We start from the raw sequence: 25,190 nt of genomic DNA, 5'->3' as shown, positions 1-25,190 counted from the left end.
TGATTCAGACCACCGCAAAAAAAGCATCAATCCAATGGAGGCGGCTTCGCGAATGAAAATCAAAAGCATCGAAACCTTCACCACACGCCAGATCTGTGTGGTGCGAGTGAAAACCGACGATGGCTACGAGGGGATCGGCCAGATGGCCCCGTACCACGCCAACATCTCCGCGCTGGTGCTGCATCAGCAGCTGGCGCATCACGCGCTGGGCGCGGACGCGGATAACATCGCCGGCCTGGCGGAGGCCATTGTCACCGCCGAGCACAAATTCCCCGGCTCCTACGTATGCCGGGCGGTCGGAGGGCTGGACACCGCCCTCTGGGACTTGAAAGGCAAGCGGCTCGGTAAGCCGGTCTGCGAGCTGCTCGGCGGCCAGCGGAGAGCTGTCGAGGTGTACGGCTCCAGCATGCGGCGGGATATCCGGCCGGAGGCGGAGGCCGAGCGGCTGAAGCGGCTGCAGGACGAGCACGGCTTCCGCGCCTTCAAGTTCCGCATCGGAAGCAACTTCGGCAATGATGTGGACGTGTATCCGGGGCGGACGGAGAGCATTGTGCCGGCGGTACGCCAGGCGCTAGGCGACGATACGCTGCTGTACGTCGACGCGAACAGCGGCTTCACGCCGGCCCGCGCGATTGAAGTGGGCCGAATGCTGGAGCAGCAAGGCGTAGTCCACTACGAGGAGCCGTGCCCGTATCCGCAGCTGGAATGGACCAAGCAAGTGACCGATGCGCTGTCCTTGAATGTAACCGGCGGGGAGCAGGATACCGACCTGGTTCAGTTTCAGCGGATGATCTCGATGCACGCTGTCGATATCGTCCAGCCGGACATTTGCTATATCGGCGGCTTGAGCCGGGCGCTCGAGGTGGCACGCATGGCGGAGGCGGTCGGCATGACCTGCACGCCGCATGCGGCCAATCTCTCGATGGTGACCGTGTTCACCATGCATATGGTAGCGGCCATCCCCAACGCAGGGCGCTATATGGAATTCACAGTCGAATCGGATGCCTGGACCGAGCAGCTCTTTACCTCCCAGCTGAAGGTTCGGGACGGTAAGGTAGACATCCCGGACGAACCGGGCTGGGGCGTAACGATCCGGCCGGAATGGCTGGAGAAGGCCGAGTACCGAATTTCGGAGCTTTAATAAGGAGAGAGGATTCATGAACCCAATGCAAGTTCATCAGCTACTGCTGCCCGAAAAAGTGGTCTACGGCCCCGATGCGCTGCTGGAGCTGGGCGCTCTGGCGGCAGCTTACGGCTCCAAAGCGCTGATCGTCACCGACCAGGTGATGCTTCAAAGCGGAGTTGCCGACCGATGCGTCCAGCTTCTAAAATCAGCGTCGATCGACAGCAGCGTATACGCAGGCGTGCTATCGGAGCCGACACACAGCTATGTCGACGAGGGCCTCGCCCAATGCGCGGAGCACACCTGCGATCTGATCATCGCGATCGGCGGCGGCAGCTGCCTCGATACGGCGAAGGCGATCGCGGTGATGAGCCGCAACGACGGCTTCATCGGCGACTACCGCAAGAAGCGCTTTGCCAACGCCCCGCTACCGCTCATTGCGATCCCGACGACCGCAGGAACCGGCTCGGAGGTCACGAAGGTGACCGTCATCACCGATACGCGGACCGACGAGAAGATGATGATCGCCCAGCCGGAGCTGCTGCCCCGCGTCGCGCTGGTCGATCCGCTGCTGACGCTGTCCTGCCCACCGCACGTGACGGCGGCGACAGGGATCGACGCGCTGTCCCACGCGGTGGAGGCGTACCTGTCGCGCAAGGCGCATCCGGTCACGGACGCGCTGGCGCTCAGCGCGGTGAAGCTCATCTCCGCGAATCTGCTCACGGCTTATCGCGATGGCTCCGACGTGCAGGCCCGCGCGCAAATGATCACCGGCGCCATGCTGGCGGGAGCCGCCTTCTCCAACGCTTCCGTGGCCTTGGTGCACGGCATGTCCAGACCGATCGGCGCGCTGTTTCACGTCCCGCACGGCATCTCCAATGCGATGCTGCTGCCCGCGGTGCTGGAATACAGCCAAGCGGAAACCGTGAACCGGCTGGCGGAGATCGGCCGAGCAATGCGGCCCGACCTGCTTTCATCCGGGCTTTCCGAGGAAGCGTGGGCGGACACCGTCATCCGGCAAATCAAGTGGTGGTGCGTACAGATGCAGATCCCGAACCTGCAGCGGTGGGGCATCGACCAGCAGCGGTTTGAGGCGGTGCTGGAGAAAATGGCAGCGGACGCCATTGTCAGCGGAAGCCCGGCGAATCACCCCAAAATCCCGGACGCCGAGGACATTATGCGCCTGTACCGGATTTGCTATACCTACGATTTTCACTCGAATACAGACCCGAACACGAATATCGACGAATTCGAATTCACATAGAGAGGAGCTGGCCAGCATGGAGACTACGGAAACCACAGCGCTCATCCAACCAAGCAGCAAAGCGAAAACCGGCTCGCGGCTTTGGATGCGTATTTTGCAGCATAAGTACATGTATTTGCTTGCGCTGCCGGGCATCATCTTTTTCATCCTGTTCAAATTCGTTCCAATGTGGGGGCTGATCATCGCCTTCCTGAAATACAACCCGTACGTCGGCGTCATGGGGAGCGAGTGGATCGGGCTCAAAAACTTCACCGAGCTGTTCTCTGACACCAAATTTTATGTCATGCTCCGCAACACGTTTGCCATTAATATTATCGCTCTGATTTTCATGTTCCCGCTGCCGATTTTCCTTGCGCTGATGCTCAACGAGGTGAGGCACGAAACGTTCAAACGGGTCAACCAGTCCATCGTGTACTTGCCCCACTTCTTATCCTGGGTGGTAGTTGCGAGCATGACCTTCTTCATCCTCTCCTCCGACGTTGGCATTATCAATAAGCTGATCGCCGGGGCGGGGCATGAGCGGATCGCGTTTCTATCCAACCCGAACTATTTCTGGGGGCTGCTCACCGCGCAAAACATGTGGAAGGAAGCCGGCTGGGGTACGATCATTTTCCTCGCGGCGATGGCCGGGGTCGACCCGCAGCGGTATGAAGCGGCTGTGGTGGATGGAGCCAGCAGATGGCGGCAAATCTGGCACATCACGCTGCCGGCGATTCGTCCGACAATCATCATTTTGCTGATTCTCCGGTTAGGCCATATGGCGGACGTCGGCTTCGAGCAGGTGCTCCTGATGACCAATCCGCTCGTCAACTCCGTGGCGGAAGTGTTCGATACGTATGCGTATACGATCGGGATTCTCAAGGGTCAAGTGAGCGTTGGGGTCACCGTCGGCATGTTCAAGGGCGTAGTCGGCCTGGTGCTCGTGCTTACGTCGAACTATATCGTCAAAAAACTGGGCCACGACGGCATTTACTAGGAAAGGGGGAAAGAGCATGAGTTTAGTCACCTCCAAAAAGCTCACCGTTTTCGATTACGTCAATTACTCGCTGCTGCTGCTGATCTCGCTGGCATGCGTGTTCCCGTTCATTTACGTTTTCAGCGTGTCGTTCACGGACCCGAAGGCGTATATTCCGCTCAAATTTTACCTGTTTCCGGATCAATGGTCGCTGGCCGCCTATAAATATATTTTATCGACGAACAGCTTCCTGAACGCCCTGAAAAGCACCGTGTTCATCACCATCATCGGTACGGTGCTCAGCATCGTCACCTCCTTCACCTTTGCCTACACCTTAACGAAAAAAACGATGCCCGGCCGCTCGATCATGCTCAGCGCCGTTGTCTTTACTCTCGTGTTCAATGCGGGCATCCTGCCGAGCTACATTCTGATCAAATCGCTGGGCCTGCTCAACTCGCACTGGTCGCTGATTTGGCCGAGCTTAACGAGCGCTTGGAGCCTCATAGTCATCAAAAGCTTTCTAGAATCGCTCCCGTCGGAGCTGGAGGATTCTGCTCATATTGACGGCTGTTCCGACATCGGGGTGTTCCTGCGCATCATCATTCCGCTGTCCATGCCGGCGATCGCAGCCTTTACGCTATTTTTCGCCGTGCAGTATTGGAACACCTACTTCAACGCACTCATTTATTTATCCGACTCCAAAAAATGGACGCTGCAGGTGCTCGTCAAAACGCTGGTTATCGATTCGGATTCCACTGGGGTCGGGACAGCGGGCGCGGGCGGCGATGACCGCATCGTGCCTCAGGAGACGATCCGCATGGCCTCGATCATGCTGGCGATGGCGCCGATTTTGGCCGTGTATCCGTTTTTGCAGAAGCATTTTGCCAAAGGGGTTATGCTGGGCTCGATCAAAGGCTAGTGCTGGCCCAGCCCCCTGTACTATTTACTTTCGTGGAGGTGCCCCGTGGGAAAACGAGGGATTATCGACTGTGACGTACACGTGTATCCGAAAACGATGGATGAGCTGAAGCGCTATATGAAGGAGCCCTGGCGGGACCGGCTGAAGCCGATGGGACGGGGCTTTTACGAAAATCCGGTGCATGGCAGCCGCTTGGATGCCAAGCCGCCGGGCGGCGGGGGGCCGGGAACCGACCCTGAGTTTTTGCGGGAGCAGTTAATTAATGAATACGGCATCGACCATGCGATTCTGCTGCCGAGGGCGTTCTGCAACATGCACCCCGACCCCGATTACGCGACGGCGATTGCGGCGGCTTACAACGACTGGCTGGCCGATACTTGGCTGGACAAATACAACAAGGACGGCGTGTTCAAAGGCTCGATCACGATCGCGCACCAGGATCCTGCGGCAGCCGCCAAAGAGATCGACCGATGGGCCGGGCACCCGCATTTTGTGCAGGTGATGACGGATTCCGGCGCGCGCGCGCCGTTCGGACAGCGGCAGTATTATCCGATCTATGAAGCCTGTGAGCGGGGCAATTTCCCTTTTGCGATTCATCCGGGCACGGACGGTATGGGCATCAACGCACAGCCGTCGCCGGGCTATCCGACGCATTACATCGAGTGGCACACCTGTTTGTCGCTGAGCTTCCAAGCGCATTTGGTCAGCTTTATTACCGAGGGCGTGTTCGAACGGTTCCCCGGCTTCAAGGTGGTGATGGTCGAGGGCGGGGTTTCCTGGCTTCCGGCGTTAATGTGGCGTTTGGACGCAGAGTATAAGGGGCTTCGCTACGAGGTGCCGTGGCTGACGAAGCGGCCGAGTGAATATTTGCGCGATCATGTCAGGCTGACCTCACAGCCGCTGGAGCGCCCGGATAACGATGCGCATTTGCTGCAGGTGCTGGAGATGATGGATGCGAAGCATGTCCTGATGTTTGCCAGCGACTATCCGCACTGGGATTTCGACTCGCCGACCCGGGCATTCCCGCGGCTTCCAGAGGAGCTCTATAACCGCATTTTCTCGGACAATGCAAGAGAGCTGTACGGACTGTAACATCCAGATGCAGATGCAAAGAGGAGGAACGTCGAAATGTCCACGCATGTAGTTGGAAGAGTGACCGAGCTGCCCCCAGGCGAACGCAAAATCGTCCTCGTAGAAAACCGCTCCATCGGCGTGTTTAATGTGAACGGGACGTATTACGCCTTGCGCAACGCGTGCCCCCATCAAGGGGCGCCTCTGTGCAAGGGCCGTGTTACCGGCATGACGCTGACCGCGCCGCCGGGAGAGTACAAGTACGGGCGCGAGGGGGAGATTTTGCGCTGCCCGTGGCATGGCTGGGAGTTCGATCTGACGAACGGCAAGTCGATCTACGATCCGCACAAGTGCTTGGTCAAAACGTATGACGTGACTGTAGAGCAGGGGACGTCAGCGGCAGCGGTTGCGGTAGAAGCTCCGGAAGAAGAGGAAGTGCGCATTGACACCTACCCGGTGACGGTGGAGGACGGCTGGATCATATTGCATGTGTAGGAGGAAAAAGCGTTGAAGCTGATTTTTGACCATAAGGATGAGGTAATTCGTTTCGGAGTCGATCAAATCAAGAAGAGCTTGGAAAGAAACGATGTTTATTACATAGAACAATTCGCCCAGCAGGGCACGGCGCTCGACCCGTCCACGGGGATCGTCATTAGCAAGCTATCGACCCCGAGAGGACAAAAGCAGAAGTACGACGACCAAGCGTTTGGCATCACTCGCACAGGCGGCGTGATCCGGATCGAGGGCTCAGACTCGAGAGGCGTCATGTACGGCTGCTTGGAGTGGGCTGAGCGGCTGGGACGCGGCGCGGATTTGAACGATGGGGAGCTGCTGACTCAGAAGCCCGCGCTTGGCATTCGAGGGATCAAATACAACCTGCCGTACGCACCGTTCGATTCGGGCGATCCGTTCGTTCTAAACGAGCAAACGTGCATGGACATTGAGTTCTGGAAATCGTACATCGATATGCTGGCGCTGAACCGGTACAACTGTTTGAGCCTCTGGTCGGAGCATCCGTACCATCTGATGGTCGTGTCTCCGAAGTTCCGGGCGGCCAATCCGTTCAGCGATGTGGAGATCGACCGCAACATCCGGATGTTCAGGGAGCTGTTCCGGCATGCGGCGAACCGCGGCATCGATATTTTCCTATTCACGTGGAATATTCGTCTCATCCCGGAGGCGGCGCGCGGGCTGGGGCTGCCTGAGATCGTCGGCGATCACGGCAATATGTATGATGATCTGATCCATCGGGTGGGGCTGCCGCTCAATCGCTTCCGCGGTCAATCGGAGATCGTCCGCGACTATATCCGCGAAATGGTGCTGCAAATCCTGATCACTTATCCGGAGCTGAAGGGGCTTGGCACATCGGCGAGCGAATGGATGGACGGCAGCGGCTACGAGCGGGAGCAATGGATTATTGAAACTTATGTTGAAGCGATCAAGCAGTCCGGGCGGGATATTCCTTTTATCCACCGGACAAACATGCAAAATGCGGGCAAAGAGATCAAGGACATGGTGCAGCCTCTGTTTGATCCGAGCCAATTTTATATTAGCTGGAAGTACTCCAACGCTCACTGCTATTCGCACCCTGAGCCGCAATTTGAGAAGCTGTGGCAGGCGTGGGAGGGCATTGACCTCGAGACGACGCAGGTGCTGTATACCGTCCGCAATGACGACGTGTTCTCGCATCGCTGGGGCGACCCTGCCTATGTGCGCGACTACGTAAAAGGCATGCTGAAGCCGTATATCAAAGGCTTTTACTGGGGCTCGGACGGCTACTTGTGGGGACGGGATTTCCAGCATGCGGATTATGGGCACAAAACCTGGACCTACGATTTCGAGCGGCATCTGTACCAATTCCAGCTGTGGGGACGACTCGCGTACAATCCCGATACGGAAGCTGCGGTATGGCCTTACTTGCTCAGGGAGCATTACGGTCCGGCACATGCGCCTGATTTTGTCGATGCGCTGCAGCAGGCGTCCCGCATCATTCCCGCCGTCAACCGGCTGTTCTGGATTGATTACGACTTCCAATGGCACGCGGAAAGCTGCTTGTCGCAGGTCAGCGGCTTCAAAACAGTGGTCGATTTCGTTCACGGGAAAGCGATGCCTGGCGTAGGGGTCATGTCGATCCGTGAGTATGCACTAGCGGAGGCAGAGGGTGGCTTGAAGGAAGCGTTAGCTGCTTACGGCGAAAATCCGGCCGACATCCTGCGCATTTTGCAGGAGGCTTCGGCGGAAACTGAGCGGATGGCGGACCGGCTGGAGGATGAGCTGGGCGAGCTGCGGGGAGGCCATGCGGAATGTACGCTGTATGATCTGCGAGCATATGTGGAAATGGGCCGGTATTACGCGTGCAAGTTTACCGCTGCGCTGGAGCTGAACCGGTTCGAGCTGAGCGGTCGTGCGGCGCATAAGGACAAGGCGGTGGCGGCACTGGAGCAAGCGGTGGCCCACTGGGAGAAGCTGGGCTATTACTGGAGCCTGCATAATAAGCCTTATTTTATGGCTCGGGTGAAACGCACCTTCGGTTATCCGTTTTACTTGGAGGACGTGCGCCGGGATGTGGAGCTCGCTCGCCGATACAACAACAGCATGAACTAAAAGGAGATGCTTCTGGGATGGCAAACGACAGCAATAGCACTAGCTTGCCGTGGTACCGGCGGACGTTCCGCTGGGGCCAGACGAATCTGACGGAGATGGACCCCGTTAGCTGTGATATGGCTTGGTGGAAGCAGTATTGGCGCGAGACCCGGGTTCAGGGTGTCATCATCAATGCGGGGGGCATCGTCGCCTACTACCCAAGCTCATTGGAGCTGCAGTATCGGGCGGAGGGGCTGGGAGAGCGCGACTTGTTCGGGGAATGGGTCACGGAGGCCCGAAGCGAAGGCCTGGCCGTCCTGGCTCGCATGGACATTAACCGGGCGACTCAAGCATTTTATGACGCGCATCCCGACTGGTTTGTGGTGAACGCTGAGGGCAAGCCGCTAACCGCGGATGGACGATACTTTTCGTGCATTAACAGCGATTACTACAAGGAGTACATCCCGGAGGTGCTCAAAGAAATTATAGTCAAGTACGGTCCGGACGGCTTTACCGATAACAGCTGGACCGGGGTTGGCCGCAATACGATTTGCCACTGTGAGCATTGCCGGAGCAAGTTCAAAGCAGCCTCAGGCTTGGAGCTGCCCAAGGCTTCCGACTGGAACGATCCGGCGTACCGCCAGTGGATCAAGTGGAGCTACAGCTGCCGTATCGAAAACTGGGATTTGTTCAATCAAATCACCGCGCAGTACGGCGGTGCCGATTGCCTATGGCTTGGAATGGTCAACGCGAATCCGGTCAAGACGCATGCCTCCTTCTGCGATCTGAAGGAGGTCGGCGAGCGCTCCCGAATCGTCATGTGCGACCACCAGTCGAGGGACAGCCTCAACGGCTTCGAGCAAAACAGCCTCAACGGCCAGCTGCTGCATGGGGTGGCCGGCTGGGACGCGATCATCCCGGAGAGCATGGCGAATTATATTCGCGGCGTCCGGGCGTTCCGCCAAGGCAGCATGCCTCCGAAGGAGACGAGGCTGTGGATGCTGGAAGGGATGGCTGGAGGGATATCCCCTTGGTACCACCACGTAGGAGCGGTGCAGGAGGATCGGCGCCAATACGACAATGCGCCGCCGGTCATGCAGTGGCATGAGGAGAATGAGATGTATCTGTACAACCGTCTGCCAGTGGCGAGCGTAGGCCTTATCTGGAGCCAGGAAAATACCGAATTCTACGGTCGGGAGGACGCCGACGAGAAGGTGGCGCTGCCGTGGCATGGGTTTGTGCAAGCGCTCACGCGGGCCCGAATTCCGTTCATCCCGGTTCACGCGGATCATATCGACCGAGAGGCTCATCACCTGGATGTGCTGATTCTGCCGGATCTGGCAGCCATGACCGATGGGCAGTGCGAGTCCGTGCGCCGGTTCGTCGAGTCCGGAGGCAGCTTGGTGTTGACCGGTGCGACAGCGACGCTCGACGAGTGGGGGGAGAAGCGCAGCGAATTCCCGCTGGAAGCGGCCATCGGCCTGCGCCATTTGAACGAAACGGTCGGAGCCGTGGGCAAGCAGTCCTCGAACTGGGCGTATTATGAAGCGCACAATTATTTCAGACTCCCGTCTGAGGAGGAGCGCCATCCGATCTTGGCAGGCTTCGAGAAAACCGATATTCTCCCGTTCGGCGGATATCTCCATCGGGTGCAAGCCGGCGAGCAGTTGAAGCCGCTGGCCACGTACATTCCGTCCTATCCGATCTATCCGCCGGAATTCAGCTGGGTGCGCGAGCGGGAGACCGATATCCCGGTCCTGCTAGCGGGAGAACACGCATCAGGTGGCCGTATTGTGTATTTGGCCGGGGACGTCGATCGCTGCTATGGCCGTACCCACCTGCCGGATCAAGGCGATCTGCTTGCTAACGCGGTCAAGTGGGCGGCGGCGGATGTGCTGCCGATGCAGGTGGAAGGCCCGGGCTACCTGGATTGCAAGCTGTACCGTCAGGATGACCGGTTCATTGTGCATGTGCTCAATCTTAGCGGCGCTAACCAAGATCCGGGCTATTTAGAGGAGCATTACCCGGTAGGCCAGATCACGATCTCCATCCAAATGGATGATTTCGTGCCGGCAAGCGTGCAATGCAAAGTATCCGGTCAGCAGGTGGTCCCTGAGATTAGAGGTTCTAAAGTTACCGTTCGGATCGACTCGATCACAGATCATGAACTGCTCATTCTGGAGTAACAATTTCACTATCTCACTACATTCGAGGGGGAGAACAGCTTGAACTTGAGCTCACGATGGAACTGGCGGACAAAAACGAATATGTCGGTCGCGCTAAGCTGTGCGCTGGCGTTGGCGGTTAGCGGCTGCTCGGGCGCCGGCAGTACGGGTGGTACTGGCAGTGCTGGCGGTACTGTGGGTACTGGAGGTGCGGCGGCGGGTCAAGATAAGTCGAGCACTGCCGCAGCAAGTGACGGGAAGCCGCTGACGATTCAAATCTTTGGCGGTCTGTACAATGAGATGCCTGATATGAACAACGCGTTTTGGTCGGAATGGCAGAAGCGGCTGAACGTCAAGCTTGACGCGAACTGGGTGCCTTCGGGTGACGTCATTACGAAGCTTGACCTGGTGCTCGCCTCCGGGGATCTTCCGGAAGTAATCGCTTACCCGAACCAAGGCCTCACCGTCTCGATGATCAATGCGGTCCGCCAAGGTGCGTTTTGGGATTTGACTCCTTACTTGGGCGACCTGAGCCAGTATCCGAACTTGAAGAACAACACGCCTCCGGGTTGGCAGAAATTCCTTTCCGTCGACGGAAAAATTTACGCCCTGCCGCGCTCCCGCTCGCTCATCGACAACACGGTCAACATCCGCAAGGACTGGCTGGATAAGCTGAACCTTCCGGTGCCGACCACGCTGGATGAATACCGTGCCGCGCTAAAAGCGATTGTGAACGGCGACCCGGACGGCAACGGGCAAAAGGACACGATGGGGATCGTCGGAATTAACGAAGGCGTCAGTCCGTTTGAGGCGGGTTTTGGGGCTTTCGCTCCGCACTATGACAGCGATAAGGGCCTCATTTGGCATGAGCTCACGAACGAGTACACCTCCATGGTCGAATGGCTGCGAGGGCTGTATTCGGACGGCAGCCTGCCGAAGGAATTCATGACGATGAAGCGCACGCAGATGGAGGAAGCGATCGGCACCGGCAAAGCGGCGACCTATATCCGAAGCACGCGTTATCATTATGATTTTGAATTGCAGGCCAAGAAAGTGCAGCCGAACGCCAAAATTGTCGCTACGCCTCCGCTCAAAGGACCGGGCGGCTACGCAGCGGATTTGTCGACAGGGGTCAACGGCGGGATTTTTATCTCGAAAAAGGTGCCTGAAGCGAAAATGAAGCAAATGCTCAAATACTTCGACGCCACAGCCTCCCAGGAGATCACGGATTTTGGCTACAGCGGTGTGGAAGGCGTTCACTACAAGGTCGTCAACGGGGAGAAGGTGCCTACGGACCTGTCGGTGAAGGAAGTCAATACGACCAGCCTTGGCGCCGGCGTCTTCGCTTATGTGAAGTGGGGCAAGGTCGACAATCCGGGAGCGCCTAAGGAGTACATCGAGAATAAGCGAAAAGAAGTGGCCGATTACGAGAAGCTCGGCGTGTATAACATTTTTACCTGGCTGATCTCGGATTCGTGGGTGAATGTATGGCCGAAATACACCGATGAGTGGAAAGCGATGATGACGAAGGCGATCGTCGGGCAAATCTCGATGGATGAGTACAAAGCGTACGTCGCCAAATTAAACAGCATGCCGGAATTCAAGAAGGCTTATCAAGAGTTTGCCAAAGCTTACAGCTATTATAAATAAACCAAATGAACCAATTCGGGAGGCCAATCCAATGAATGAATCGTGCTTGCAGTACAGCTTAACGGAAGAGGAACGTAACACGTTTAATCAGACCGGGTATCTCATTTTGGAAAATGTGCTTTCTCCCGAGCAGGTTCAAGCGCTGACCGTCGAAGTCGACCGCATCCATGCGCGCAAGCTCAGTGAAGGCCAGGACCCGCAGAAGGCGATGTTTTACACCGATTTCGTCAAGGATCATCAGATGTTTCTCGATCTGGTCGATTACGAGAAGGTGCTGCCCAAAGTATGGGGTCTGCTCGGCTGGAACATCTACATGTACCACACCCACCTGATCGTCACCCCTCCTTCGGGGCAGGAGCAGAGCGATAAAACGTTCGGCTGGCATCAGGACAGCGGTCGCGCCAACCTGGAGATGGAAACGCATCCGCGCCCTCGACTGTCGCTCAAGGTTGCTTACTTCCTATCCGATCTCGCCGAGCCCGGACGGGGCAATTTCTGGATTGTGCCGAACAGTCACCTCCAAGATACGATGTCTCTGTCTGACAATGGCATGGGGCAGCCGGAGGGCGCGATTCCGGTTTGCGTAAAGCCGGGTACGGCCGTGTTCTTTGACCGCCGCCTATGGCATGCAGCCAGCACGAACTGGTCGGATATTACCCGCAAGGTGCTGTTCTACGGCTACGGCTACCGTTGGATCCGCCGCAAGGACGACATGACGATGGTGGAAGAGCTGCTGGAACAATCAAACCCGATCCGACGCCAAATGCTCGGAGATGGCCTGAACTGCAACGGATACTATACGCCGACCGACGGGGATGTGCCTTTGAAGGTGTGGCTGAAAGAGCAAGGACTGGCTGTTTAATTCTAACTCCATTCATCCAAAAAGAGGTGTGCGAAACGCTATGACAACCGCTAACGAGATTAAAGTAAACGTGGTGCGAGCCTCGAACGATGCGCTGGCTTCCAGTGAGCAGGTGACTTGGGCAATTTCTCATTTATCTAGCGTGCTGGAAAAAAGAGATATCGCGGTTAGCGAAGGTTCTTCTGAAGAAGGGCTGCGCCTGAACGTGCTGGGCGCTTCCTCCAAAGAAGCGCAGGATGCGCTGCGGGCAACCGGCAGTGCTTTGGCCGCAGAGGCCGAATCGTTCGTCATTCTAAGCGTGCCGGACGAAATCAATGTCATCGGGACGGATGCCCGCGGCCTCATCTATGGGCTGCTCGAGCTCGCGGACCGGGTGCAATGCAGCGATGCTCCGATCGCAGCGCTGACGGAGATCGGCTCGTACAGCGGAACGCCGGCCAATCCGATTCGCAGTATCAGCCGCTCCTTTTGCAGTGAGATCGAGGATAAGCCTTGGTATTACGATAAAAGCTTCTGGGAGTCGTATTTGACGGAGCTGGCGACGCACCGGTTTAACCGGCTGCATCTGACGCTCGGAATTTCTTATGACTATGGTCATGATCCGAATGTGCGTGACAACTACTTTGGCTTTGCGTATCCATATTTTGTCTCAGTGCCAGGGCATGATGTACGGGTGTTAGCTTTGGAAGAAGGAGAGCAGGAGCGGAACCTGGAAATGCTCCGTTTTGCAAGCAGTGAGGCGAAGCGTAGAGGGATTCATTTTCAGCTGGGGCTGTGGAATCATGCTTATGAGATGCTGGACAGTCCCAATGAGCAGCACGTGGTTGTGGGCGTGAACAGCTCGAATCATGCGGCGTACTGCCGCGATGCGCTGGAGTGCTTGCTCAAGGCTTGCCCGGATATTGACGGCTTGACGATCCGCACCCACTATGAAGGCGGGATTCCGGAGCCATCCCATGTGTTCTGGAACGAGGTCATGCAAGGGATCACCGCGTGCGGACGCACGGTCGAGATCGACATGCATCCGAAGGGCGTCGACGCCCAAATGCTTGAGGTCGCCCTCGGCACCGGGATGCCAGTTATTGTGTCGCCGAAGTTTTGGGCGGAGCATATGGGCTTGCCGTATCATCAGGCTGCGATCCGCACCAAGGAGCTGCCTGTGGCGACGACGGAGCGCGCCGAGCTCATGGGCGTAACCCAAACCTATCGCCGCTTTACGCGCTACGGCTATGCAGATTATTTGAGCGAAAACCGCCGCACCGGCGTTCTCCATCGCATTTGGCCCGGGACGCAGCGGGTGCTGCTGTGGGGCGATCCGGCCATTGCCGCCGGATATGGGCGCAGCGGCAGCTTCTGCGGCAGCCTCGGCGTAGAGCTGTGCGAGCCGATGTCCTTCAAGGCGCGGAAGACCAGCGGCTCCCAAGGCGGACGCGAGCTGTACAAGGATGAGTCGCTGCAGATTGGCGGTCAAGGCTGGGAGAAATATTTGTACACCTACCGCGTCTGGGGCCGGCTGATGTACAATCCGGACGCTGAAGCGGGCGAGTGGCAGCGTTACTTGAAGCACCAGTTCCAGGCGGCCGCACCGGATTGCGAGCAGGCGCTCGCCCATGCCAGCCGGATTCTGCTGCTGATCACGACCGCACATTTGCCTTCCGCGTCGAACAATTATTTTTGGCCGGAGATGTATAACAACCTCGCTATCGTGCGCAGCGGTCCTGCTGAAACGGACTTCGATACGCCGGAGCCGCATTCGTTCGGAGCGGTGAGTCCGTTGGATACAGCGATCTTCTATTCAATCTATGAATATGCGGACGATTTGCTGCAGGGCAAGCTGCGGGGCAAGATAACGCCGCTGGAGGTTGCTGACCGGCTGGAAGCGCTGGCTGAGACCGCAGACCGGCATCTGGCGGCTGCTCAATCGGTGGCTCAAGCGGATGCAGAGTTCCGACGCTGGTCCGTCGACATCGCCGTGCAGGCCGGCATCGGTCACTTCTTTGCGCATAAGCTGCGCGCCGGCGTACAGTATGCTCTGTTCGAGCGGCTCGGCCATCCGGAGCTCGTACAGCAGGCGCTTGCCAGCTATCGTACGGCCCATTCCGCATGGGAGCGCATTGTCGCCGTGACGAAGGACGTCTACCGCGACGACATTACGTTCGGATATAAGCCGTTCATGAAAGGCCATTGGTCCGACCGGCTCCCAGGCATCGTGAAGGATATCGAGGCGATGGAGCAGGTGTACCGAAACGCGATCGCGAGTGATGACGGCAGCGCTCAGAAGCCGTTCGAGGAGACGGCGTCGGCCAGCTCGGCTTCAGTGAAGCGGGAACGGCCAGCCGTCATGCACGAGTCGCCGGAGGTGTTCCGCCGAGGAGAGCCGGTGAAGGTGAAGGTAACCGTGGCCGGGCCTGGAGCCGGCACGCAGGTTACGCTGCTGTACCGGCATGCGAATCAGGCGGAAGCGTACCAGAGCGTGCCGATGTTGCATACGGATACGAGCGGACATTATTCGGCGGTCATTCCGGGGGCGTATACGGATTCTTCGTTCCCGATCGGCTATCTGTTCGAGCTGAGCAATGAGAGCGGCGATGTGTGGCTTGCACCGGGCCTCGCGGCCGACTTGTCCAATCAGCCGTACTATGTGCTGCGTGAGCAAGGCTAATAGCTTGATGGGTTTCAATAAGAGGAGCAATGAGCGTAAAGCTCTTGCTTCTCTTTTTGCTTGCACTACAACATTACAACGGATTTTTGCCCCTGTATTCGCTTGGAGTAAGGCCTGTGGCCAGCTTGAACCATCGGCTGAAATAGTGGATATTTGCAAAACCCAGCAGCTCCGCAATGCTTCCAATGGATCCAGCGCCATTCGTCAAATGCCGTTTGGCGGTGCGAATTTTTTCCATATTCAGGTACCGGTTCGGGGAATACCCTGTGACAAGCTTAAATTGCTCCGCAAAGTAAGTGGGATGATAGCCGCATAACGAAGCAAGCCATGGCGTCGTCCAGGCCTCAAGAGGCTGCTCCAAAATAGCCTTCAGCGCCGGCTCAATCTTTTTTCTCTGCGATAAGGTTGCTCGCCCATTCACCGCTTTGCGAACGATCAATACCATAATTTGTTTCAGCAGACTACCGATGTGAGCCAGATAGCCGGGCTCTTCCTGCTTGTACTCCTGGACAATCTCAGCGAACAAATTCCTGGCCTCCGGACAGCTCACATGATGAGGAAGCAGCACTTCTCCGTAGTTTTCGACGTTTACTTTAGATGGTAAGGGGGGAATTTGAAGCATGTCCTCGGAGCAATTCCTAAGCCCCAGATGAGGGAGTACGGGAAAAGGAGAATCCGCCCCCTCGTTCCAGCTGAAATGGATGCTGTAAAACGCAATGCCTTCTGTCTTGGAGCTGACAATTTGATGGGGGCTGTCGTTCCCGTAATAAACGCAATCCCCGGCTTCCATGACATACGAATGCACGCCCAGCGTCAATTCTGCGCTTCCGCTGATGACAAAAATGATTTGATGATCCGGAATCGTTCTAGGTCCCCAGGATCCAGTCGAACGAACATAATTGGCGAAATTAACGCGTGGCTGCAGCTGGGATAAGAACAGCATTCTGCACCCCACCCCTTTACGAATACCTTTTTTTACATTACTTCTACAAAGCCAAGTGGATTCCTGTGAAAAAGATAAATTCTGCTGGAGTTCGTGCAACGCGCTTCTCTTGCCCGGGTGATATGCTGATGGTATTCCAGTGATTTGAACAAACATTGCAGCGGGCCCAGCGCGTTGATCTGAAGGAGGAGACCCCATGTTAACTGAAGCTCAAGTAAAGCAGTTTGATGAACAGGGCTTTATTAAAGGCGGAATAGTCTTAAGCGAGGAAGAGGTGGAGAAGCTTAGGGAGGAGCTGGATCAGGTGATGGCCGGGGAAACGCTCCGGAAGCCGGTCTTAAACCGCAACATGCGGGAAAAACCATCCGAGTACGGAGTGAGCATGTCCTCCAGTGAGAAGGTCGTGCAGATTGTGAATATTTGGATGGCTAGCGATTCCTTTTTCCGGCATGCGCAAAACCCGGTTATATGTGAAGACGTCGCCCAGCTTTGCCGTACGGATACGCTGCGCATCAGGCATGACCAGATCCAGTACAAGCCTCCGGTAACCGGGGGACCAACGCCGTGGCATCAGGACCATCCGGCTTGGCCGATCATCCAGCCTGCCGACTTGATCAGCGCTTGGGTCGCTTTGGACGACGCCACGATCGAGAACGGGTGCATGTGGATGGTGCCGGGAAGCCATAAGTGGGGCAACCAGCAAAAGTATTTGACGAGCGACGATCAATTCATGCCCTATCATAAACAGCCGGAGCTGCTCCCAGAGAGAGCAGACATTCATGCCGTACCCTTTGAAATTAAGAAGGGACAGGTCGGCTATCATCACTGCCTCACGTGGCATGGGAGTCCGCACAATAAATCGGAGCACAAGCGCAGGGCGATTGCCGTCCACTACATGCCGGCTCATACCCGTTATGAGCCTGAGAAAAATCATGTCATGCTGCCCTATGTTACCGTATCGCCGGGAGAGCTGCTGCAAGGGGAGCATTTCCCTGTCGTTTATAGGCGCCGATGAAGCTCAGGTGGATAAACGCTTGAAGGAGCCGCCCCCGCAGCTCGTCTAACCGGATTACGGCGATATCGATAGTGCCGGAATTAATGCTTGGGCTTGGGGTGTGCCGATGCCTGTAACCAAATCGAATCCCGCCTGAGCATTAAACGTCCCGTTATTACCGCTAACAATATCTTGATAGTTTCCATTATAACCCGGGGAGGCGGTTAGTCCTGCCAGGGTATATAAGCTAGCGATGGCAGTGGCGCTTGTCAAGGAAGACGAGCGTCCATTGTTGGCCAGCGCAATGAGTGCCGCCCAGCACGGCGCCCCAAAGCTCGTTCCCCCGACTTGAAACCATCCTTTTTGCCCGTTTAACTGAGTGCTGTCATAGACCGCTACCCCCGAATTCGGATCTGCATTCCATGCCACGTCCGGACCGCCTCGATGGGTGCCTACGATGCCGCTCCAATTATTTTCGTAGGCTGGCCGAGCTTCGTATGCGCTTACCCCGCCTCCGGAGCCGGACCAGCCGCTCTCGCTAACATAGCTGCCATCCGGACCTGTTTTCAGCGTCGTTCCTCCGACGGAAAGCACGTGAGGCGACGAAGCCGGCCAGGACATTCCAGCGCCATCATCTCCGGAGGATGCGACGTACACGACTCCCGCATGCTGAAAGTGTGCATCATACATTGCCTCGGATGAGAATTCGGAGCCTCCCCAGCTGTTCGACACCACCTGCGCACCGTTTAAAGTGGCATAATCGATCGCATCGATTAGATCGGTTAGTGCTGCCGATTTAGCGACGACCAATAGTATTTTCGCCTTAGGGGCCAGTGCATGCGCCCATTCTACGTCCAGCGAGGTTTCGAGCGCCCAGCCGGCATCTGGTTTCTTCGGCTTGCCTTGCGGATAGGCGATCGTCAAGCTGGCTGCAGGAAGACCAAACTGGGTATTGAACACCTGCAGATCATTTTCGATAGTAGGGCTGCCATAGGCATCGACGATCGCGATCGTTTGATTCTCCCCGGTGTATTTGGCCTCCAGCTTATCCATGCCGTAGGCTTTTTTGATCTGGGCGGGCGAAAAGCCGTTTTTGTAAGTCGGCGTCGCCCCGTTATTTTTCATATGTATGGGTGGGTGCGCCTCTTGAAGCGGTGGATCGGCAGAAGCGATGCCGACTGAAGAGAAGAGGAGTAGAGCGGCTAAAGCAGGAATAGCGATCTTACGGTTTCGAAACCCCATTTGATTGACCCCCATGATCACAATTTGAATTTCAATAGATATATATAGATTTGTTTAGGAATCAGAACTGAGGGTTGAGGAGGCCTGCTTAGCGATGGTAAACTAAAAGGATGCCACTCGGCATGCTGGAAAGGCACATTACAACAATGGAGTAGATGAACGTGCAACTAGAACTGCTTTTACATGCGAATGAACGGGAAAAATCTTTCAAAGAAGGCGTCAAAGCCGGGATTCCCACCCTGTTAGGCTATTTGAGCATCGGGTTTGCGGCTGGCGTGGTGGAGCAGACGGCCGGGCTGTCCATACTGGAGATCGCCTTGCTGTCGATTTTGCTGTATGCGGGCTCGGCTCAGTTTATTTTTGCAGGCATGATTTCGGCGAGTCATTCGTTTATTGCCATCATCTTTACGATTTTCTTTGTGAACCTCCGTCATCTATTGCTCAGCGCCGCGCTCTCGCCGTATTTTCGGCATTTGACGCCGGTGAACAATTTTTTGGTCGGAATTCTCTTAACGGACGAATCGTTCGGTGTGGCTTCAGGTGAAGCAGAAGGAAAAAGCAGGCTTTCACTGCCGTGGATGCACGGGTTGAATGTGATCGCCTATCTCAACTGGATTGCTGCGAATGTGGCGGGAGCGTTTCTAGGCCAATGGATTACGAGTCCGACGGCTTATGGGCTGGATTTTGCGCTGACGGCAATGTTTATCGGCTTGCTGGTGCTTCAGATGGCTAGTCGGAAAAAGGTACGCAAAGACGTGCTAGTAGGCGGCTTGGCCGTTGTGCTGGTGATCGTCCTCGGTCAGCTTGGAGCGGGCAGTCTTGCGGTCATTTTGGCGGCCGTGCTGGCTGCGGCGGTAGGGGGGCTGAGTGAGCGGTGGAAATAAGATGGACGATCTTCCTGCTCATTCTCGGGTCGGCGGCTGTGACGGTGGTCCCGCGGGTGGCACCTCTGATGCTGCTGAGCAGGCTGCAGCTTCCGACGTGGCTGCTTCGCTTTCTTTCGTATGTACCGATCACCATCATGGCTGCGCTGGTCGGACAGGAGCTGTTTGCTTCGCACGGGGGAGAGGGCTTTCAGCTGCTCGCGAACAAAGGAGAGCTGGTGGCCGCAGCGGTTACGTTTGCCGTTGCGATCCTCACCCGGAGCCTGATGCTAACGGTCGTGGTCGGCGTTGTCTGTATGTGGCTGCTGCGGAGATTTTTTTAGCTTTTAGTGCGCAGGAACGTATGCAAAATTGGATAACCTTGGGGTATAATAGAAGCTGAAGAGTGTTTATCAACTTACGAACAATTAGGAGGCCGTCATGGAAAAACGTAAATTTGGCCGCACAGGGCAAGAGTTTCCGATCCTGAGCTTCGGGGCCCAGCGCATCGTGGACGAGCATAACTGTACCGAGGATGAAGCGATTCAGATTGTGAACCGCGCCATTGACGAAGGGATTACTTATTTCGATACGGCTCCGATTTACTCTAAGGGCCAGTCCGAAGAGCGGTTGGGAAAAGCGTTCGGCAGCCGCCGAGACCAGGTCTGGCTCGTCACTAAGACGATCGACCGCACGCGGGACGGCTCCTGGCGTTCTCTTGAAGCGAGCTTAAAGCGGCTGCAGACCGATCATGTGGAGGAGTGGCGTCTGCACGATGTCCGCACGTTCGAGCAGCTCGAGCAGTGCTTCGCCAAGGACGGCGCGTTGAAGGCGCTGATCGAAGCGAAGGAGCAGGGCATCATCAAGCATATCAGCTTGAGCGGTCACACGAATCCGAGCGTTCAGTTGGAGGCGATCGAGCGGTTCCCGTTTGACACCGCGCTGGTGGCGTTATCGGCGGCGGATCATTTTATTTACAGCTTCGCGCATGAGTTTTTGCCGAAGGCTAATGAGAAGGGCCTCGGCATCATCGGGATGAAGGTGATCGGGCTGGGCCGCTTGGCCCAATGGTACGAGAAGGCGCTGCGCTATACGTGGTCGCTGCCCATCTCGACCGCGATCATCGGGATGGAATCGATGGAGCAGCTGGAGAACAACCTCCGCGTCGCCAAAAATTTCAAGCCGATGACCGAGCCGGAGATGGTGGAGTTTTTCAGAGAAATTATGCACATGGTCAATCCCGACGTGCTCCGCTGGAAGGCGAAGGACTGGAGCAACAAAGAGGAATGGTCCGAGCGTCTGTAGGACGGACTTTAAAAACTGCAAAAAGGCTCTCCCAACTGGATATGGATGGGAAAGCCTTTTTGTATTGAATTAAATCATTTTCAAACCGCTGATGAAAACCAGACTGGCGATGATCGTGCGGAGCAGCTTAGTAGGGGCCTTCGCGGATAGCGTACTGCCGAGGAGTACACCCGGAACGGACCCGATCAGAAGATTCAATGCGAGCATATAATCCACGTTGCCCAAGCTCGCGTGGAGTGCACCGGCCGCGGTTACCAGCAGAAAAGCGTGTGCGATATCCGTACCCACAATTTGCGACGCGCTCATCCGGAAAAAATAAAGCATAGCCAACGCAAATAAGGAGCCGGAGCCGATAGAGGTCAGACCGACAATAAAGCCAAGGATGGCGCCGAGCGTGATCGTCAGCGCTTTCTTCTCCTCCAGCGATTTCAGCTGCCAGCGGTTCGGTTTGATTTTGTTATCGAAGATCGCTTTGGCTAACGTTGTGACGGCCACGATGATGAGCACATAGCCTAGGCCGTGTTTAATAATTTTTTCTTGGTTATGATACAAGGAATCGAACGAGTGCAGTAAGAGGATGGAAACGACGGCGCCCGGAATGCTCCCGAGAGCAAGCAGCTTCGTAAGCCGGAAATCGATCGTCTTTTGCCGCCAATGTTGAATCGTGCCGAACAATTTGGTTATCGAATTATACATAAGGTCCGTCCCGACAGCAATCGAAGGATTCACGCCAATGATCACTAAGATCGGCGTCAGCAAGGATGCGCCTCCTACTCCGGTAAGACCCACGAGAAAGCCCACTAGCAAACCCATGGCCACAATGCTCAAACTCATGTGACAAACACCTCAATTTAAATCATAGTTAGTTTATAGGAATTATTATAATATTAATCTATGCGGAGGATCTTGTAAAGACAATAAAATTAATAAATTCATCTGTTCACGCCATTCTATTCTGTATGGGCCTGTCTGTTGATCGGGTTGTTCTCGACATTTTAGTACATGAGGGGTATCCTTGGAGGTAGGGATTTTTATCCAAATTCACTTCTCAAGGAGTGCATCCGTGTGGAAAATCATCGCAACTGGGCAGGGAACTACAAGTATAGTGCTTCGGAGCTCCATGTCCCCGAAACAATCGGACAAGTTCAAGAGTTGGTTGCACGCAGAGGGCGAATCAAGGTGCTGGGCACGCGCCACTCGTTTAATGGCATCGCCGACTGCACCGAAAGTCTGATCTCACTGCAAAAGCTGAACCGAGTAATTGCCTTAGATCCTACACATAATAAGGTAACGGTGGAAGGCGGGATCCGGTATGGGGAGCTCGGCCAGTACCTTCACCGCCACGGCTATGCGCTGCATAATTTGGCGTCCCTTCCGCACATCACTGTCGCGGGCGCGGTTGCTACGGCTACGCACGGATCAGGGGATCGGAACGGGAATTTGTCCACAGCCGTTCAGGCGATGGAAATCGTTCAAGCGAACGGAGAAACCGTCGTATTTTCGCGCGAGCAGGATGAGGAAGGAATTTTTGCCGGCACTGTGGTTGGACTAGGGGGGCTCGGTGTAGTCACGAAGCTGACCTTGGACATTGTCCCAGCAAGCCAGATGCAGCAATATGTCTATGACAACTTGCCGCTGGCGGAGCTGAAGGAGCATTTTGACGCGATCTCCTCCAGTGCTTATAGTGTCAGCTTGTTCACGGATTGGAAGGACTCGACGATTAACCAGGTTTGGCGGAAGCATGTGATTACGGAGGGTAGTGCTGGTGTGGAGCCGGAGCAGGTGTTTTATGGTGCGGCTTTGGCGACGGAGCGTCGACATCCGGTCACTGGCGTCACGGCAGAAAATTGCAGTGAGCAGCTGGGGATTCCTGGGCCATCGCACGAGCGGCTGCCGCATTTTCGCATGGATTTCATGCCGAGCGCCGGGGAAGAGCTGCAGAGCGAGTATTTTGTGCCGCGGTCCGCGGCTTTTGAGGCGTTGAGCGCATTAAGTGAGCTTAGTGAGCAGATTTCACCGCTGCTGCATGTTTCCGAGGTTCGCACGATTGCTGCCGACGAATTATGGATGAGCCCGTGTTACCAGCAGGATTCGGTGGGCATTCATTTTACCTGGAAAGCGAACTGGGAAGCGGTTCAGCAGGTGCTGCCGTTGATCGAGGAGAAGCTGGCGCCGTTCCAAGCGCGTCCACACTGGGCGAAGCTGTTTACGATGCCGTACAGCCGTCTGCAATCGCTTTACGAGAAGCTGCCGGAGTTTCAACAGCTGCTGCTTCGCTATGATCCCGAAGGCAAGTTCCGCAATGATTATTTAAATCGTTATATTATGGGGTTGTAGAGTAGCGGGGCTGGCGCGATGTATGAATAGCTTGCAAGTCGCAGGGCAGGGATGCTTTGTGGGCTTGCAAGCTTTTTGTTATCTAAACTTAATAGAGAACAGGACTTGTCAATCTCTGAAATTGGTGATACGATTTGTATCATGTGATACGGTATAAATATTCCAGTTTAAAAGATAGGATGGTTCCGACATGCGAAATGAACTTTTTCATCATCTTCAAACTCGAAGAATGATCCGGTATTTTTTAAAAGTGGCTAGTATTGAGCAGCTTGAGATTATAGCCGGGCTCCTTAACCGTTGTATTCAGACACGCAAAGCTCAGCTTGCGGAAAATGATAAAAAGATCAGCTAGTTAGTGAGCGAAGATTTGCGGGGGATGAGCTATGCGGCACGTGGTGCAATAGCTGCTCTTGAAGCAGCTATTGGTGCTGAAAGGCAGGACGTGCTGGGATTAGTTGCCTTTGGAGCAGCTAATATGCGGGTCGCTCGGCTATGTGCGCGGAATGGCGGAAATAGCTGCTCTTGAAGCAACTATTGGCTCCGGAAGTCAGTACGTGCCGGGATTAGTTGCAAGTGTTCCGTGCCGAGATTCGTTGCTTTCGGAGCAGCTATTTTCTACCCGCTATATCCGAGCCACTAAAATCTCCCGCATCACGGTGCGATCAAGCGTGACCGGGCTCATCTTGTTATCGCTGGCGTCGAGCACGGCGTCAAGGTTGTCGGCGGTCACGCCATAATCGCCTAGGCGGGGGATGCGCAGCTGCTCCGTGAGCGTCTCGAGATACGCTACCAAGCGCGCGCAGCAGCCCTGCACATCCTGCTCCGAGTGACCGGTGAGGATCGCGCCGACCTTGGCGTATTTGGCCCAGCCGTGCCCAGCCGCCTCATCGGCCTGCTGCTCCTGCAGCTGCTCCAGGTTCCGTTTCGTCACTTCGGCGATCAACGTCGCGCAGATGACGCCGTGCGGAACCGGGAACAAGCCGCCGAGCGGACCGGCGAGCCCGTGAACGAGCCCGAGGCCCGCATGGGCCAGTGTAATGCCGGAGAGCATTGAGGCGTAGGCCATCTGCTCGTGGAGCGCCGCATCGTCCGATGCATCGGTGCATATTGGCAGCAAGCTCCGCGCGGCTGCTTCGATGCCGGAGAGCGCCAAGGCGTCTGTCAGCGGCGAAGCTTTCGTCGAGACGTAGGATTCAATCAACTGCGTCAGTGCATCGAACCCGCTGGCCGCTTTCACGGATGCCGGGCAGCTGATCGTCAGCAGCGGATCGAGAATCGCCGCATCCGGGATAAACCGGTCATGCCGGATCGACCGTTTGAAGCTGTCCGTAATCGCAATGACGGCATTCTTCGTCATTTCGCTGCCGGTGCCTGACGTGGTCGGGATCGCGACAAAAGGCACCTTGCGGCCGCTGTGCGCGCGATACCCTGGCGTGCCCTCCAGATAGTGGAGCACCGTATCCCCCGGCTCGGTGCACAGCATCGCCGACACGGCTTTGCCCGCGTCCATGGCACTGCCGCCGCCGATAGCGACAACGGCATCGATTCCTCCTAATCGATGCCTCTCAACTACTTGATCCACCCAGTCCACAGTGGGCTCGTGATGGATCAAGGCGATCTCGTACCCGATCTGCTTCGAGGACAGCGCGGCTGCGACCTGCTCCCAAGCGTCCGCATTCGTTCGCTGAAAGCTGCCCATCACGAACAAAATCCGTTGCGCCCCCGAAGGCAGCACATCCACCAGCTTGCGAAGCATACCGCTGCCAAACTGAATCACCGGCGTTCCGGCGAACTGAAACGGGTTCAAGCCCTCATTCACATTCACCATTGCGCTCTCTCCGTTGGAGCGACAACCCGATGCGGAACACCTACTCTGGGCTTCGCCATCCACGGTGCGACCGTCTCACGCCATTTTAAATAATGAGGAGTTTCCTTATGCTTCGCCGCAGCGTCCTCCGATTCATAGGCCTCATACAGCGTAAAGCAGGTTGGGTCATCCCGATGCTGCAAAATATCAAAGCGCAGGTTCCCCGGCTCCTGCACCGACCCCTGATGATTTTCCACCGTGGCCGCGATAAACGCCTCTACATGCTCGGCAATGACGTACACCTCAACGAGTGTGACGATCATGAACTCCAGCTCCCCTCAAAACCCGTATTTTTATCAAAAAAATCATATCACAGTTGGTTTTCCGGTACCACCAATACCACCAATACCACCAATCGAATAAATCAAATTTTCCAATCATATAC

The 25,190-nt window shown here is 56.0% G+C and carries 21 protein-coding genes; 16 read left to right on the top strand and 5 right to left on the bottom strand.

The genetic code is table 11. The features are described from left to right. The first annotated feature begins 52 nt into the window (after positions 1 to 52). The 11 genes from FPZ49_RS06015 to FPZ49_RS05965 are packed head-to-tail and all read left to right on the top strand — an operon-like array spanning position 53 to position 15,254. Positions 53 to 1,141, top strand: coding sequence for a mandelate racemase/muconate lactonizing enzyme family protein (locus tag FPZ49_RS06015; RefSeq protein ID WP_144844530.1), 1,089 nt, complete (start codon positions 53 to 55; stop codon positions 1,139 to 1,141). Positions 1,142 to 1,166: 25 nt separating this feature from the next. Then, positions 1,167 to 2,387 carry an iron-containing alcohol dehydrogenase gene (locus FPZ49_RS06010; protein WP_144844590.1) on the top strand — a complete coding sequence of 407 codons (1,221 nt, stop codon included), beginning with the start codon at positions 1,167 to 1,169 and terminating at the stop codon, positions 2,385 to 2,387. A 16-nt stretch (positions 2,388 to 2,403) separates the two neighbouring features. Next, positions 2,404 to 3,363, top strand: coding sequence for an ABC transporter permease (locus tag FPZ49_RS06005; protein WP_144844528.1), 960 nt, complete (start codon positions 2,404 to 2,406; stop codon positions 3,361 to 3,363). Positions 3,364 to 3,379: 16 nt separating this feature from the next. After that, entirely contained in the window at positions 3,380 to 4,261 is an 882-nt protein-coding gene (locus tag FPZ49_RS06000; RefSeq protein ID WP_144844526.1) for a carbohydrate ABC transporter permease, read from the top strand. A gap of 45 nt (positions 4,262 to 4,306) precedes the next feature. Continuing rightward, a complete protein-coding gene (locus FPZ49_RS05995) occupies positions 4,307 to 5,353 on the top strand; it encodes an amidohydrolase family protein (protein ID WP_144844524.1) in 1,047 nt (348 codons plus the stop codon). A gap of 36 nt (positions 5,354 to 5,389) precedes the next feature. Continuing rightward, positions 5,390 to 5,827, top strand: a complete 438-nt coding sequence (locus tag FPZ49_RS05990; RefSeq protein ID WP_144844522.1) for a Rieske (2Fe-2S) protein — start codon at positions 5,390 to 5,392, stop codon at positions 5,825 to 5,827. Positions 5,828 to 5,839: 12 nt separating this feature from the next. Continuing rightward, complete coding sequence (locus FPZ49_RS05985) at positions 5,840 to 7,936, top strand: hypothetical protein (protein WP_144844520.1); 2,097 nt, start codon at positions 5,840 to 5,842, stop codon at positions 7,934 to 7,936. Positions 7,937 to 7,953: 17 nt separating this feature from the next. Then, positions 7,954 to 10,101, top strand: a complete 2,148-nt coding sequence (locus FPZ49_RS05980; protein ID WP_144844519.1) for an alpha-amylase family protein — start codon at positions 7,954 to 7,956, stop codon at positions 10,099 to 10,101. A 39-nt stretch (positions 10,102 to 10,140) separates the two neighbouring features. Then, a complete protein-coding gene (locus FPZ49_RS05975; protein WP_144844517.1) occupies positions 10,141 to 11,730 on the top strand; it encodes an extracellular solute-binding protein in 1,590 nt (529 codons plus the stop codon). Between the two features lie 31 nt (positions 11,731 to 11,761). Beyond that, complete coding sequence (locus tag FPZ49_RS05970) at positions 11,762 to 12,592, top strand: phytanoyl-CoA dioxygenase family protein (protein WP_144844515.1); 831 nt, start codon at positions 11,762 to 11,764, stop codon at positions 12,590 to 12,592. Positions 12,593 to 12,632: 40 nt separating this feature from the next. After that, positions 12,633 to 15,254: a hypothetical protein gene (locus FPZ49_RS05965; protein WP_144844513.1), complete on the top strand. Its 2,622-nt coding sequence runs from the start codon at positions 12,633 to 12,635 to the stop codon at positions 15,252 to 15,254. A 73-nt stretch (positions 15,255 to 15,327) separates the two neighbouring features. On the opposite strand, the gene FPZ49_RS05960 is transcribed toward FPZ49_RS05965, so the two are convergent. Then, positions 15,328 to 16,197 carry an AraC family transcriptional regulator gene (locus tag FPZ49_RS05960; protein WP_186445644.1) on the bottom strand — a complete coding sequence of 290 codons (870 nt, stop codon included), beginning with the start codon at positions 16,195 to 16,197 and terminating at the stop codon, positions 15,328 to 15,330. A 196-nt stretch (positions 16,198 to 16,393) separates the two neighbouring features. On the opposite strand from FPZ49_RS05960, the gene FPZ49_RS05955 reads away from it, so the two are divergent. Then, complete coding sequence (locus FPZ49_RS05955; RefSeq protein WP_144844509.1) at positions 16,394 to 17,212, top strand: phytanoyl-CoA dioxygenase family protein; 819 nt, start codon at positions 16,394 to 16,396, stop codon at positions 17,210 to 17,212. A gap of 54 nt (positions 17,213 to 17,266) precedes the next feature. Here the strand turns inward: FPZ49_RS05955 and FPZ49_RS05950 are convergent, their stop codons facing one another. Then, on the bottom strand, positions 17,267 to 18,433 hold the full coding sequence (locus FPZ49_RS05950) for a S53 family peptidase (RefSeq protein ID WP_144844507.1): 1,167 nt from the start codon (positions 18,431 to 18,433) through the stop codon (positions 17,267 to 17,269). Positions 18,434 to 18,588: 155 nt separating this feature from the next. On the opposite strand from FPZ49_RS05950, the gene FPZ49_RS05945 reads away from it, so the two are divergent. The 3 genes from FPZ49_RS05945 (at position 18,589) to FPZ49_RS05935 (ending at position 20,601) form a co-directional block, all read left to right on the top strand. Beyond that, positions 18,589 to 19,317, top strand: a complete 729-nt coding sequence (locus tag FPZ49_RS05945; protein ID WP_144844505.1) for an AzlC family ABC transporter permease — start codon at positions 18,589 to 18,591, stop codon at positions 19,315 to 19,317. Next, the gene (locus FPZ49_RS05940; protein WP_144844503.1) at positions 19,308 to 19,640 is read left to right on the top strand and encodes an AzlD domain-containing protein; all 333 of its coding nucleotides are present in this window, start codon (positions 19,308 to 19,310) and stop codon (positions 19,638 to 19,640) included. The genes FPZ49_RS05945 and FPZ49_RS05940 overlap by 10 nt, the downstream gene beginning before the upstream one ends. A gap of 97 nt (positions 19,641 to 19,737) precedes the next feature. After that, positions 19,738 to 20,601 (top strand): aldo/keto reductase, encoded by an 864-nt coding sequence (locus tag FPZ49_RS05935; RefSeq protein WP_144844501.1) that lies wholly within the window; start codon positions 19,738 to 19,740, stop codon positions 20,599 to 20,601. A gap of 69 nt (positions 20,602 to 20,670) precedes the next feature. On the opposite strand, the gene FPZ49_RS05930 is transcribed toward FPZ49_RS05935, so the two are convergent. Then, positions 20,671 to 21,435 carry a sulfite exporter TauE/SafE family protein gene (locus FPZ49_RS05930; protein ID WP_144844499.1) on the bottom strand — a complete coding sequence of 255 codons (765 nt, stop codon included), beginning with the start codon at positions 21,433 to 21,435 and terminating at the stop codon, positions 20,671 to 20,673. Positions 21,436 to 21,666: 231 nt separating this feature from the next. On the opposite strand from FPZ49_RS05930, the gene FPZ49_RS05925 reads away from it, so the two are divergent. After that, complete coding sequence (locus tag FPZ49_RS05925; RefSeq protein ID WP_144844497.1) at positions 21,667 to 22,938, top strand: FAD-binding protein; 1,272 nt, start codon at positions 21,667 to 21,669, stop codon at positions 22,936 to 22,938. Between the two features lie 622 nt (positions 22,939 to 23,560). On the opposite strand, the gene FPZ49_RS05920 is transcribed toward FPZ49_RS05925, so the two are convergent. Continuing rightward, a complete protein-coding gene (locus FPZ49_RS05920) occupies positions 23,561 to 24,766 on the bottom strand; it encodes an iron-containing alcohol dehydrogenase (protein WP_144844495.1) in 1,206 nt (401 codons plus the stop codon). Next, positions 24,760 to 25,068 (bottom strand): antibiotic biosynthesis monooxygenase, encoded by a 309-nt coding sequence (locus FPZ49_RS05915; RefSeq protein WP_144844493.1) that lies wholly within the window; start codon positions 25,066 to 25,068, stop codon positions 24,760 to 24,762. The genes FPZ49_RS05920 and FPZ49_RS05915 overlap by 7 nt, the downstream gene beginning before the upstream one ends. Positions 25,069 to 25,190 lie beyond the last annotated feature (122 nt).

Source organism: Paenibacillus cremeus (assembly GCF_007786445.1).
In the GTDB taxonomy this organism is placed as follows: domain Bacteria; phylum Bacillota; class Bacilli; order Paenibacillales; family NBRC-103111; genus Paenibacillus_G; species Paenibacillus_G cremeus.
The sequence above is the reverse complement of the archived record's forward strand: the minus strand, read 5'-3'. Positions and strand labels throughout refer to the sequence as shown.